At 50.1% G+C, this 12,534-nt stretch carries 10 protein-coding genes and 2 tRNA genes; 6 read left to right on the forward strand and 6 right to left on the reverse strand.

Annotated features, from left to right (window positions below; genetic code table 11):
• The first annotated feature begins 31 nt into the window (after window positions 1-31).
• From pgsA to NSP04_RS15055, 5 genes are all read left to right on the forward strand, one after another.
• The gene (pgsA, locus tag NSP04_RS13115) at window positions 32-601 is read left to right on the forward strand and encodes a CDP-diacylglycerol--glycerol-3-phosphate 3-phosphatidyltransferase (protein ID WP_257512804.1); all 570 of its coding nucleotides are present in this window, start codon (window positions 32-34) and stop codon (window positions 599-601) included.
• A 35-nt stretch (window positions 602-636) separates the two neighbouring features.
• Window positions 637-1,983, forward strand: a complete 1,347-nt coding sequence (locus NSP04_RS13120; protein WP_257512805.1) for a DUF3422 family protein — start codon at window positions 637-639, stop codon at window positions 1,981-1,983.
• Window positions 1,984-2,053: 70 nt separating this feature from the next.
• A tRNA-Ser gene (locus NSP04_RS13125) sits at window positions 2,054-2,143 on the forward strand.
• A 164-nt stretch (window positions 2,144-2,307) separates the two neighbouring features.
• Window positions 2,308-3,147 carry an HDOD domain-containing protein gene (locus tag NSP04_RS13130; RefSeq protein ID WP_257512806.1) on the forward strand — a complete coding sequence of 280 codons (840 nt, stop codon included), beginning with the start codon at window positions 2,308-2,310 and terminating at the stop codon, window positions 3,145-3,147.
• A 221-nt stretch (window positions 3,148-3,368) separates the two neighbouring features.
• Window positions 3,369-4,901, forward strand: coding sequence for a DUF4116 domain-containing protein (locus NSP04_RS15055; protein ID WP_257512807.1), 1,533 nt, complete (start codon window positions 3,369-3,371; stop codon window positions 4,899-4,901).
• Window positions 4,902-5,065: 164 nt separating this feature from the next.
• Here NSP04_RS15055 and NSP04_RS13140 read toward each other — a convergent pair whose 3' ends face one another.
• From NSP04_RS13140 to NSP04_RS13165, 6 genes are all read right to left on the reverse strand, one after another.
• The gene (locus tag NSP04_RS13140) at window positions 5,066-6,940 is read right to left on the reverse strand and encodes a TRAP transporter large permease (protein WP_257512808.1); all 1,875 of its coding nucleotides are present in this window, start codon (window positions 6,938-6,940) and stop codon (window positions 5,066-5,068) included.
• Between the two features lie 11 nt (window positions 6,941-6,951).
• Window positions 6,952-7,521, reverse strand: coding sequence for a TRAP transporter small permease subunit (locus NSP04_RS13145; RefSeq protein ID WP_257512809.1), 570 nt, complete (start codon window positions 7,519-7,521; stop codon window positions 6,952-6,954).
• Window positions 7,522-7,596: 75 nt separating this feature from the next.
• Window positions 7,597-8,715 carry a TRAP transporter substrate-binding protein gene (locus tag NSP04_RS13150; RefSeq protein WP_257512810.1) on the reverse strand — a complete coding sequence of 373 codons (1,119 nt, stop codon included), beginning with the start codon at window positions 8,713-8,715 and terminating at the stop codon, window positions 7,597-7,599.
• A 186-nt stretch (window positions 8,716-8,901) separates the two neighbouring features.
• Window positions 8,902-9,753 carry an ABC transporter ATP-binding protein gene (locus tag NSP04_RS13155; protein ID WP_371825026.1) on the reverse strand — a complete coding sequence of 284 codons (852 nt, stop codon included), beginning with the start codon at window positions 9,751-9,753 and terminating at the stop codon, window positions 8,902-8,904.
• 47 nt (window positions 9,754-9,800) lie between these two features.
• Window positions 9,801-10,667, reverse strand: coding sequence for a nitrate ABC transporter permease (gene ntrB / locus NSP04_RS13160; RefSeq protein WP_257512811.1), 867 nt, complete (start codon window positions 10,665-10,667; stop codon window positions 9,801-9,803).
• Window positions 10,664-11,983 (reverse strand): CmpA/NrtA family ABC transporter substrate-binding protein, encoded by a 1,320-nt coding sequence (locus tag NSP04_RS13165; protein ID WP_257512812.1) that lies wholly within the window; start codon window positions 11,981-11,983, stop codon window positions 10,664-10,666. Before NSP04_RS13165 ends, ntrB begins: the two co-directional genes overlap by 4 nt.
• 361 nt (window positions 11,984-12,344) lie before the next feature.
• Here NSP04_RS13165 and NSP04_RS13170 point away from each other — a divergent pair.
• Window positions 12,345-12,434 (forward strand) — tRNA-Ser (locus NSP04_RS13170).
• Window positions 12,435-12,534 lie beyond the last annotated feature (100 nt).

A 12,534-nucleotide genomic window follows, 5' to 3' on the forward strand; every position in this document is an offset into this window, starting at 1 on the left:
GTAATTTTTACTTAACAGAAGAACAACAACCATGCCAATGAACCTCCCCATGATCCTGACCTGGATCCGGATTGTTTTAATTCCTTTGGTTGTCGGCATCTATTTTCTGCCAGAAACCGTAATGTCCCTTTCCATGCAGAACTGGGTGGGCGCCTGGGTTTTTGTGTTTGCAGCAACTACTGATTTTGTAGATGGCTATTTGGCACGGCGTTGGAATCAAATGTCGGCTTTCGGCGCTTTTCTTGACCCAGTGGCAGACAAGCTTATGGTGGGTGCAGCGCTAATTGTTCTGGTTGACCTCGGCCGAATCGGCCCATTCATTGCGCTAATCATTATTGGCCGTGAAATCACCATTTCGGCCCTGCGTGAATGGATGGCCAGTATTGGCGCACGCAACAGCGTGGCGGTGAATTGGCTGGGCAAATTCAAAACCATTGCGCAAATGGTAGCCATTCCGATGCTGCTTGCGCATGAAACCTGGATGGGGATTAATTTTCAGCTGCTCGGCACACTCGCCATTTATGTAGCCGCCGTATTGACCGTGTGGTCCATGTGCTACTACCTGATGAAAGCTTGGCCTGAACTTCGTGACCGAAGTTGAAGGCACTGCAACCCCGCGCATTTCAATTCCGTACTATGAACAAAAGCAATCTATTGCCCGAGCCTTACCCATTGCGGCAGGCGCTGAACGACGAAGTCCATTCACGACCCACCGAAGCACTGTGGCCTCAGGAGCGTGTTTCTCATATTGCCTTGCTGGTGCAGGGCAATGTGACGCCCGACTTGGTTGCGCAATTGCAGGTCCTGGTGGACTACTGCGGATCCAAACCAGTTTTAAACGATGAGCTGGCAGCTCCGCAGGTCAGCTTGAGCCTGTGTGGTGGTGAATCTGCGTTGCGCCTGCGGGTTGAACGCCACAATGAATTCATTACCCTGACATTTTTCGAACGTGCCGACCACGCCATTGTGTTCGACAGGCCAGTTACCCGCCGTTTGCCGCCCAGCTGGATGGCATCGCTGCCGGGCATCATGCTGGTGGCGATTGAACTGTTTGTTCAGAAAACCGACAGCCCCCGCGAGCCACGCAGCGTGGCAGGTTATTTCGATGGCAATACCTTGATTGGCGGCATGATCGCCAACGGGGCAGGGCAAGTATTTTCTGATCTTCGAATTGCTGACCGGGGAGCAACCCGCATTCTGATTTGCAATCTGAAAATGGGTTCGCGTCAGTTGGGCCGAGTGGTACAACGCACCATCGAGATGGAAACATACCGCATGATGGCGCTGCTGAGCTTTCCGGTGGCGCGTGCCACCTTACCCAAGCTTTCCTCGTATGAAGACCGCTTGGTCAAATTGGCCACGGAAATGGCCGCGACCAGCAAATCTGAGGATTTGGCTGAAGTCACGAACGAAGATGTGGAACTGGATCGAAAATTATTAAGCCACTTAACCGACCTGGCTGCCAAGGTAGAACAACTCAGCGCTGAAAACCGGGTGCGATTCACCGCGGCTGAAGCCTACACCGACCTGGTGAAAAAGCGCATCACTGAACTCAAAGAAATTCCCATGGTGGGCATGCAAACTTTTGGTGAATTTATGGATCGCCGGTTGGGCCCAGCGATGAAAACCTGTACCTGGACTGCGCGCAGGCAAGATGAATTGGCCGCGCGTATTTCACGCGTGACGCAGTTGTTGCGAACACGTGTTGAAATTGAACGCGAAAGCCAAAATCAGCGCTTGTTGACCAGTATGGACAAGCGGGCCAAGGTGCAGCTGCGCCTGCAAGAGACCGTGGAAGGTCTTTCAATAGTTGCTATTTCCTATTACGGTGCCAGTCTGATTGGCTATTTGGCCAAGGGAGCCAAAGAACTTGGCGTGGCTGTGTCGCCCGATTTGGCTATTGCAGTGGCCATACCGACCATTGCAGTGTTTGCTTATTTCAGCATGCAAGCCATGAAAAAGCGCATGGGCTTGAAAGCCTGAAATGAAAGCAAATGCAAATATTGCACCCGGGTTCCCAAAACCCGGGGTTTGTGGTTATAATTGCGGGCTCGGAAGCTTGGCAGAGCGGTTGAATGCACCGGTCTTGAAAACCGGCGAAGGTGAAAGCCTTCCGTGAGTTCGAATCTCACAGCTTCCGCCAAAAACATTGAAACCCGCCCTAGTGGCGGGTTTTTTGTTTTTCCGAGTTAGGCGAAGAATTGACATGACAATACCCTTGAATACCGGCGAATGGCGCATACACTGATTTGTTAAGGTATGTTGACTATAAAAAGAAAGCTTTTTCGCCTTCACAAGGGTTTGACCATGAGCAACAAGTTCGACGCTATTTTGCAGACAGCACATCTAATTCCAGCCATACCCAAAGCAGTTCAAGATGTGTTGCTGCTATTGAATCAAAATGATTTAAGCATCAATGACCTTGCTGATGCAGTGAGGCTTGACCCGGTTATCTCTGCCCAGGTATTAAAGATGGCCAACTCGGCTTATTTCGGTCGTCCGAAACAAGTTGACTGTATTGAAGACGCTGCGTTGATTATTGGCATTGATGCTATTCGAACGATGGTGCTTGCCTGCGGCTTGATGGGTTCTTGGGAAAACACAAAGAACTTTGATTTGCAGCGATTCTGGCGTTTGTCGCTTTTGTCGGCTTACATCGCCAAAGACATTGCATGGTTGTACGGGCATGATGCGAACAGGGCTTACACCGCTGCCTTGATTCACGGATTGGGCGTGCTGGCCATACACAGGGCTGTACCCGAAATTGCATCTGAAATTGACCAAGCCTGTGGTGATCATTTCCCTTATGACAGGGCCGATGCGGAAAGTCAGTTGTTGGGTTTTGACCATGCAGAGGTTAGCGCAGCAATTGCACATGAATGGAATTTGCCGTCGGTGATTGGCGATTCAATTCGAAACTATCCACATCCCGGAAACAATCATTCCCGTGAGTTGAGTGCCTTGATTCATTTAAGCGTGGCTTTGGCCATTAACCTTTCGGACGATATTCCCAGTGATGAGTGGAAATACAATCTGGATGTGGATGTGGAAGATTCGCTCGAAATTTTGATGGTGGAACTTCCTGAATTACAACCGAAATTTGACACCGCCCTGAGGTTCGTGAACATGATGGTGACTGGTCGTTAGCGGCAAGTGTCCAAAATACAATAGCTGCGGTTCTAATTTGCTTGAACTTAACTTGCGCCAGGGTTACCTAATTCTCCTTAACTGTGCACGAAGTGTCGGTAATTCCGGAGTTTTAAATGATTCACGAGCTGTCAGGTTCAAACACGGGTTCGAGTAGCCACTCGGCCAGCACCGGCTTGCAAAATCAGCCCCAAAGTCAACAAGCCGCTATTTTGCCAGCTGTGAAAAACGCAGTTGAAGAACTTGCAGGTGCGTTGAAGAGGACCAAGTTACCAGCCCCGTGTACCGTAATTGACAAGTCAGATTTACTGCGACTTGTTGGGTTGAAATTTGCCGACTTTCACATTTACAACCCGCTGATGCAAAGCCTTGGCTGTAGTTTGAAAGAGGCTTGTCGTGCCCCGCTAAGCCAATTTTATGCAGCAAAAACCATTGATGAACTTCCAGAAGTTGGCGAGTTAATGCAACACATCAAGCCAATGCTTACACGCCGAGCGATGCTTCAGCGCGTCGTCAAAAACAGTTACGTGGACTTGATGCAGCATGTGGTCGATGTTTTTGTAATTCCTCGCCCCGTTAAGTTAGGTGCCAATCTTGCCAAATCAAACCAAAAACTGGCTAACTTTTGTAAGCAATTGCTGGCCATGGGCCACACTGAAATTCAGCCCCGCCACTTGGCGATGTTACGTGCTAACACCTTTAACCCGCTCAGGTCATTTTTGATTACGGCTGAAGTTGATCCCGAAACGCAAATTGAAAATATTGCTGCCATCGTCACCGCATTTCAAAAAGCAGGCATGATAATCGGGATTGAAGACGGCGAAGTTGATTTCCATGAGCATTTGTCAATCAGTGACAGAGTCGATCCAGATTTTCAACTGGCGGTCATCAATCCTGAATATCAAAGGGATGTTACTCCCTTGGACCACACACCTGTCTCGCTTCTAGACAATGAAGTGTTCATGATGGAAGCTTGCCAGCGCAACGGCTTTTCACTGGCGCGCGCAAGTGCACGCCTTCGAAATATGCCAGCCGTAGTGCGCTGCGCTTTGGTGGTAGAAGCTCGTGCACTTGAATTTGCCAGCGACGAATTGAAGGATCGACGTGACATTGTGGAGTTTGCGCTAGAACAGAATTGCGGTGAGGCTTTGCAATTTGCAAGTGAGCGACTGCGGGAAATGGCAGATGTCGTCGAACTGGCCGAGGAAAACAACAATGGAGAGGAAATAATTCAGTATGCCGGGCCGCGTTTGCGGGATAACTTTGATTATATGGTGGAGGGATGTCAGGACGGTGGTTTTGATTATTACGAACATGCCAGTGAGCGACTCAAGAACGATATTGAGTTTGCAACCTTGGCGATGAGTAGTGTTCCAGCTGACGTATTTCGCCGATTGCCAGAGGTTTTCAGAAACCGTTTCGATTTCGCCTTCGCAGCAGTCACTGAGAGGGGGGAAAACCTGAGGTATGTTGGGCCAGAGTTAAAAAATAACGAAGACATCACACTTGCGGCGGTAATGGAAACGCCACACGCAATTACTCATGCAGGTTCCGAATTAATGGCTAATCAAGCCTTTTTACTAAAAGCGATTCAGCAATCACCCAATGTTTTTGGATCCTTGCCCGAAGCCCTGAAAAGCGATGTTGTTTTCGTAAGCCAAGTGCTTGAATTGAATCTTGAACCGTCTCAGCGTGCTCGTGTGGTTTACCACTTGCAAAATATGGGAAATATGGATCTAACGCAAATCTTCTAAGCAAAAAAAACCCGCACCAATGGGCAGGAGTGCGGGCAGTGCAGTGTGGGCTGCAAATTGCAGAATGCCAGTTAGGTAAAGTATCCTCTGTCTGCTAGCCCACATTGAATGTACGAAAAAAAAGCACCCCTTAGGGTGCTTTTTTCTTGTTGTGGCTGTTGATGTTATCTGTACAACACACTTGGCAGCCACATGCCGATTTGTGGGAACACATATAACACAAACATCGCGAAGATCTGGATGAACATGAAGGGGATCATGCCCATGAAAATCTGGTTCAATGTAACACCGGGTGGCGATACACCTTTCAGGTAGAAAGCTGCCATGGCCACAGGTGGCGACAGGAACGCGGTTTGCAAGTTCAACGCAACCAGCAATCCGAAGAACAATGGATCTATGTCAAAGTAGGGCAGCAGTGGAATGAAGATTGGCATGAAAATTACGATGATCTCTGTCCATTCCAAAGGCCAGCCCAACAGGAAAATGATGACCTGCGACAGCAAGAGGAATTCAATGGGGGTCAAGCCCAGTGACAGCACCCAGGTTTCCACAAGTTCCTGGCCACCCAACAATGCAAACGCTGCCGAGAAAATGGATGAACCCACGAACAACCAGCACACCATGGCAGTGGTTTTGGAAGTGAGGAAGGCGGATTCACGCAGCACAGGGAAGCTCAGCTGGCGATAACCGGCAGCAAGCAACAAACCACCAAATGCGCCCAATGCAGCTGCTTCCGAAGGTGTGGCCAAACCCATCACAATACTGCCCAACACAGCGGCAATCAAAAACGCCAGAGGGAAGAATGAAGTGAGCAGCATTTTGAACACTTCAAGGCGCTCAAAGCTGAGGCGTGAATAGTAATACCCCAATACAGCCACAATCGCCAGTAACCAGATCCAGAAGTTCATGGGTGCTGGAGTTGATTCAGGCTCCGCAACAGCTTCTTCTGCTACAGGTTCTTCCAAAGCAGGTGCTGGTGCAGCTTCAATGGTTTCTGCACCCGCTGGTTCTTCCAATCCAAAATCGTAATTGCTGCTGCCTGAGCTTTCATAGCTGGAGCCGAAGGATACCAAGCCAGACGTATCAAATGCTTTTTCGGGGGGCGCAGTCACTGAGGAGTACACCAAACCCAAAATAAAGGCAGCGAAGATGGCGGGGATCATCGCCACGAACAACTGGCCGGCAACTTGTCCACTGGTCAGGTTGCCTTCACGGCGCCCTTTCAAGCCATTCACCAAGGCAGACACCGCACGGCTACTGCCGTACGTACGCTTCAATGAATCAAGAACAGGGCTTAGTGGCACACGGCGTTCTTCTTCCGACAACGGGGGCGCACATTTTGGATTAATCTTGGCGCGAATGATAATGTAAGCAATGTACATTGACGTCAACATCAAGCCAGGAAACAAAGCGCCTGCGTACAATTGCACCACTGAAACACCGGCAGTTGCGCCGTAAACGATCAACAACACGGAAGGTGGAATCAAAATACCCAAACAGCCGCCCGCAGTAATTGCGCCAGCAGCAATTTTTGTGTCGTAACCAGCTTTCAACATGCTGGGCATGGCCAGCAAGCCCATCAAGGTCACGACTGCACCCACAATGCCTGTTGCAGTCGCAAAGATTGCACAGGTGATCAAGGTTGCAACACCCAGCGCACCTGGCAAGCGTGCCATGGCCAAGTGCAGTGACTTGAACAGTTTCCCAATCAAGTTAGCGCGTTCCACCAAGTAGCCCATGAACACAAACAATGGCACCGAGATCAGCACATCATTGGTCATCACCTTGTAGGTGGATTGCACCATCAGATCAAGGGTTTTTTGTATGTCTTGATCGTAAGCGAAGAAAGTGAAAATCACACCCATGCCCATCAGGGTAAAGGCGGTTGGAAAGCCCAGCATGATGGCTACAACCACCAGTGATAGCATCAACAAACCCAAGTGACCGTTGGTCATCTCGGAAGGTGCGGGCATTGCAATGGCGACTCCGATCAGGATCATCGCCATGATGGCAATACCAAAATACAGTTCTTTTTTCATGATGAATCCTGTTAATTCTTGCCAAGCGAAGCTTTCAGCTTCTCTACGTCCACTTCTTCCACGTCGTCTTCACGCTTGGGCCATACACCGTCTTTGATGCACATCACGCAGCGAATAACTTCCACAATGCCTTGAAGCAGCAGAAAGAAACCAGCCAGTGGAATGAAGGCTTTGAACGGGTAAATGGGCGGGCCATCTGCAGTGATGGACGACATTTCCTTGATGGCCCAGGCTTCGTCTGCGAATGTGTAACCTGCGTAGGTCAATGCGATGATGCCGGGGAAGAAGAAAACAAAGTACAAAATCAAATCAAGAATGGCCTGTGTTCTGGGCTCTAAAAAGCCGTACAGAATGTCGCCACGCACATGGCCATTGGTGGCCAATGTGTAAGCACCTGCCATCATGAACAGGATGCCGTAAAGAATGTAGGATGCGTCGAAAACCCATGGGTTTGGGCTGTTTAGCACGTACCGTGTAAACACTTCGTACACGATAACTCCGGTCAACAACACGATGGTCCAAGCAAACAGGTGACCAATCTTGGTTGAAATTTTGTCGACCAAATGAAGAAAAGCTAACATGGGGTGAACCTCTGGTTCGGTTAAAAAAAAGCCAACACCCGTTGTGCAGGTGCTGGCTTTTTGTCTTGGGGTTAATTACTTCTTTTGTGCGTAGAATGCCTGTGCCATCTTGAAGTCGACTGAAGTGTCGGCTTGCCACTTGGCAGCACGTGCGGCAAATGCACGCTGTGATTCAAACACTTTCTTGAACATGGGGTTGGCCGCCGATTTTTCTTTGGTGACTTCATCCCATGCTTTCAACTGCGCCTTCAAAATGCTGTCAGGTGTCTTGAAGAATTTGACACCGTCTTTGCTCTGCATTTCAGCGTAGTCTTTGGAGTAACGATCAACTGCTTTCCAGCTCATGTCGGCAGACGAAGCTTCGGCCGCGTTTGCAATAATCGCCTTGATTTCAGCTGGCAGCTTGTTGTACTTGGTCTTGTTGAACATGATTTCAAACTGTTCTGAAGACTGGTGGAAGCTTTGCAACATGCACACTTTGGATACATCGGGGAAGCCAAGCAAACGATCAGAAGATGCGTTGTTGAATTCAGCAGCGTCCAGCAGGCCACGGTCCATCGCTGGAACGATTTCACCACCTGGCAACGCGTTAACCGCAACACCCATTTTCGTGAACATGTCTACAGACAATCCAACGGTACGGAACTTCAACCCTTTCAGGTCCTCTGCCTTGGTGACAGGCTTCTTGAACCAGCCCAGTGGCTGTGTTGGCATTGGGCCGCTCATGAACGAAACCACGTCCATTTTTAGATCACCGTAGATTTCATCCAGCAATTCCTTGCCGCCACCGTATTTGTGCCATGCCAGCAACATGTTGGCGTCCATGCCGAAAGAGGGGCCTGAACCCCACAATGCCACGGCTGCATTTTTGCCGTACCAGTAAGCGATCACACCGTGACCACCGTCAAGTGTGCCCTTGCTTACTGCGTCCAGCAGGTCAAATGCCTTAACCACGGAGCCAGCTGGCAGCACTTCAATTTTCAGGCGGCCACCAGTCATGCTGTTCACTTTGTCTGCGAAGTCAACGGCGTATTCGTGGAAGATGTCTTTTTGTGGCCATGTGCTCTGGAAGCGCATGCTCACGGTCTGCGCTGTAGAGATCATGGGGAACGCCATGGCGCCAGCACCTACTGCAGCCACTGATGTGCCCTTGATAAAATCACGGCGCTTTTGGTTGTTCACTGAGTCAGTCATTTTGCCTCCTTAAATTGATGTAGCTTTCGACTGTTGTTATTCGTTTTACTTTTCGAACCTGCATTGTGATGGGGTACCAAGGCTAACTAAATAGGAGCAAACCCTTATGACTCGGTACTATCCCTAGGCTCGAAAAAAAACCGCCAGATGTTGGTCTGGCGGCTTTTCAGGGGTGGGGAAGGTAGGTCAGGCGTTTGCGCTAACCTTGCTTGCCAATTTGGCTTTGACTTGGCGGTGTTTGTCGATGGCTTCCACCTTGCGTTGTTTCTCATGCAGAAAGCTGAGCACTTCGTGGCGGTAATGGTTGTAGGTGGGGTTATCGGCCAAAGCGAGCCGATCGCGAGGCCGGGGCAGGTCGATCTCAAGAATTTGCCCGATGGTTGCGGAAGGGCCATTGGTCATCATCACGATTCGGTCTGAAAGCAGCACCGCTTCGTCCACATCGTGAGTAATCATCACTACCGTGTTCTTTAACTCGCCCTGAATTCGCATTACCTCGTCCTGAAGGTGCGCGCGGGTGAGCGCATCCAAGGCGCCAAAGGGCTCGTCGAGTAGCAGCACTTTCGGTTCCATGGCTAGCGCACGGGCAATACCCACGCGCTGTTTCATGCCACCGGAAATTTCAGAGGGAAGGCGATCAAGCGCGTGGCTCATATTGACCATGTCGAGATTGTACAAAATCCATTCACGTTGTTCAGCCTTGCTTTTTTTGCCACGGAAAATCTTTTCTACTGCCAACTCAACGTTTTGGTAAACAGTAAGCCAGGGCAGCAGGGAATGATTTTGAAACACCAATGCGCGGTCCGGCCCCGGTGCATTGACCTCTTTGTTGTCCACAATCACCACGCCTTCGCTGGCGGTTAGAAGGCCGGCAATAATATTTAACACCGTGGACTTGCCGCAACCCGAGTGCCCAATCAACGAAATGTATTCACCCCTGTTCACTTCCAGGTTGATGTCTTTGAGCACCGGGTTGACTGTGCCATTGCGCTCGAAACGCATTTGGACCTGAGAAATACTTAAAAAACGATCGCTCATTTTTTGCTCCTTAATTTATCGAATCTGGACACTGCTCGCGCAGTCATTCAAGCTGCTGAAGTTCCGCGGGTTATCTTGTTGCCTACCCAGGCCACGCATCGGTCAAGAATGAAACCGACGATGCCCACGTAGACCAGTGCCAAAACAATGTCGCTGATCAGAGAACTGTTCCATGCATCCCAGATAAAGAAACCAATGCCCACACCACCGATCAACATTTCGGCGGCAACAATCGCCAGCCAACTCAAGCCAACACCGATTCGCAGGCCCGAGAAAATGTAGGGCGCTGCGGCTGGCAGCATGATTTTCCAAAAGTACTCCACGCCGTTGTGCTGAATAACTCGGGACACATTGCGGTAGTCTTCAGGAATGTTTCGAATGCCGACAGAAGTATTGATGATGATGGGCCAAATGGCTGTGATGAAAATCACGAAGATCGCGGACGGGTTGCCGTCTTGAAAACCCGCGAGCGACAGGGGCAGCCATGCCAGTGGTGGTACCGTACGTAGCACCTGAAAAAGGGGATCCAAACCCCGCAAGGCCCATGTGGATTGCCCCACCAACACACCCAGGGCAACACCCACCACCACAGCCAAGCTATACCCCATCGCCACGCGTTGAAGACTCGCCATGATTTGCCAACCCATGCCGACATCAGACCCACCGTTGTCGTAAAACGGGTTGATAATCAGCTCCCAAGTGTCGGTGATCACTTTGCTGGGGGCAGGCAGGCGAGCGCCTTCTGCGCTGCACAAAATTTCCCAGATCAGCAGCAAAACACTCATGATTACGATAGGCGGAACAAGCTTGGCCAGGCTCTCTTTCGCTCGCTTGTAGGCGGCTGTTTCGATAAATGGTTTGCCTTTTACCTTGGGGGTGGTTTGCAAACGCTCTAGTGTGTCAGTGTTCATCATGATTTCATCGCCTTAATGGTCAGGCTGTCGAGGTAGGCTTTGGGGTTCTTCGGATCAAATACTTTTCCATCAAAAAACTTTTCGATGCCGCGCGATGTGCTGGCCGGAATGTCTTTGGCAGCCACGCCAAGCTCCTTGGCTGCGGCTCTCCAGATGTCTTCCCGATTTACTTTCTTGATCAGCGCGTTGGTGTCCAGTTTACTGGGCAGGTAGCCCCATCGCTGATTTTCTGTGATGAACCACAAGTCATGGCTTTGGAATGGGTAAGAAGCCTGATTATTCCAGTACTTCATCAAGTGTTTGCTGTTGTCTTCCATGCGGCCAGTACCATAATCGAATTGACCTTTCATGCGCTCGATGATGTCGCCCACTGGCGCGTTGATCCAACGGCGCTGTGAACAGATTTTTGCCACTTCATCTTTGTTGGCGGGGTCGTCGCAGAACATCTGCGCTTCCATTACAGCCTTCAAGATTGCTTTGGTTGCATTCGGGTTCGCTTTCACATAATCGGCTCGCAGGCCCAATGCTTTTTCCGGATGGTTGTTCCACAATTCGCCCGTAGTTACTGCGGTGTAACCAATTTTTTGATGGATCAACTGTAGATTCCAGGGTTCGCCCACACAGAACGCGTCCATGCTGCCCACTTTCATGTTGGCTACCATTTGGGGAGGAGGAACCACAATCGTGGACACGTTGCTGTTCGGGTCGATGCCGCCTGCGGCCATCCAGTAACGAATCCACAAATCGTGCGTGCCGCCAGGGAAGGTCATGGCCGCACTGACTGGCTTGCCAGCGCCTTTTTTTGCCGCCAAAGCTGCTTTGAATTCCGTGGCGTTGGTACCCACCTTCAAGTCTTTGTACTCATTGCTGACTGAAATGCCCTGACCGTCCAGATTCAATCGACACAGAATGACCATGGGTACTGGAATGTTATTGGTGGTTATGGCGCCGGTGGTCAGTAAATAGGGCATGGGGGTCAGAATGTGAGCACCATCAATGCCGTTGCCAGCAGAGCCAAGCACCAGGTTGTCGCGGGTTGTACCCCATGACGATTGTTTTAGCACTTCCACATCGGTCATGCCGTGTTTCTTGAAAAACCCTTTTTCGTCAGCAACAAACAGGGGAGCCGCATCAGAAAGTGCGATGAAGCCAAGTTTTGCTTTGGTAGTTTCAAGCTTTGTCGATTGCGCCATCACGATGGAGGGTGCGCCAAAGCCCGCCAGCATGGTGGAACCCCAAACCGCCGCAGATTGTTTAATGAAGGTACGGCGTGTTTCAGACAATTCAGGTTTGTTGTCAGTGGGTTTGTTGCTCATGTTCGTGAATCCTCAAAAATTCAAGCCAAGAAAAAACGGCGCACATCACCAAACTTGCCAAGCAGATTTGGGATGGACGCCGTTGTCCGGTACTTCTTTGTTTCGATACTTCAATACATTTGACCTGTCCATCGTTGGCGAAGGTCCTGTTTCAACTAAAGCAGAATGTGTGCCAGGCAGGAAAGAGGTACTTTGAGGTGAATTGCAGTCAGATAAACGCAAAGTTGGGCGTTAATTTTGGTGCATGTGATGAATTTGGTGCGGTGCATCAAGTAAATGGGTGCGTGACTGCAGATTGAATTGGTGCATGCACCTGTTTGATGTGTTTCTTGAGAGAGGCTACGTTATACTCTGGACCCGAGGAGAAGTGCGAGAGCGGCTGAATCGGCCTGACTCGAAATCAGGTAAGGGGGCAACCTCTTCGAGGGTTCGAATCCCTCCTTCTCCGCCAGTCAATCTCTCCATTGAGGCTGAAAGGAAACGCCTTGGTTTCATCTCATCGTGATGTTTCGTATGCAAAGGACGTTGAGACAGCTATTAACTGTGGAGGA

It is taken from the genome of Limnobacter parvus, assembly GCF_024623725.1.
In the GTDB taxonomy this organism is placed as follows: Bacteria; Pseudomonadota; Gammaproteobacteria; order Burkholderiales; family Burkholderiaceae_B; genus Limnobacter; species Limnobacter parvus.

Coding starts and splice junctions, on each gene's coding strand:
- pgsA (WP_257512804.1), top strand. CDS start 32: ATGCCAATGAACCTCCCCATGATCCTGACCTGGATCCGGATTGTTTTA.
- NSP04_RS13120 (WP_257512805.1), top strand. CDS start 637: ATGAACAAAAGCAATCTATTGCCCGAGCCTTACCCATTGCGGCAGGCG.
- NSP04_RS13130 (WP_257512806.1), top strand. CDS start 2,308: ATGAGCAACAAGTTCGACGCTATTTTGCAGACAGCACATCTAATTCCA.
- NSP04_RS13140 (WP_257512808.1), bottom strand. CDS start 6,940: ATGAAAAAAGAACTGTATTTTGGTATTGCCATCATGGCGATGATCCTG.
- NSP04_RS13145 (WP_257512809.1), bottom strand. CDS start 7,521: ATGTTAGCTTTTCTTCATTTGGTCGACAAAATTTCAACCAAGATTGGT.
- NSP04_RS13150 (WP_257512810.1), bottom strand. CDS start 8,715: ATGACTGACTCAGTGAACAACCAAAAGCGCCGTGATTTTATCAAGGGC.
- NSP04_RS13155 (WP_371825026.1), bottom strand. CDS start 9,753: ATGAGCGATCGTTTTTTAAGTATTTCTCAGGTCCAAATGCGTTTCGAG.
- ntrB (WP_257512811.1), bottom strand. CDS start 10,667: ATGATGAACACTGACACACTAGAGCGTTTGCAAACCACCCCCAAGGTA.
- NSP04_RS13165 (WP_257512812.1), bottom strand. CDS start 11,983: ATGAGCAACAAACCCACTGACAACAAACCTGAATTGTCTGAAACACGC.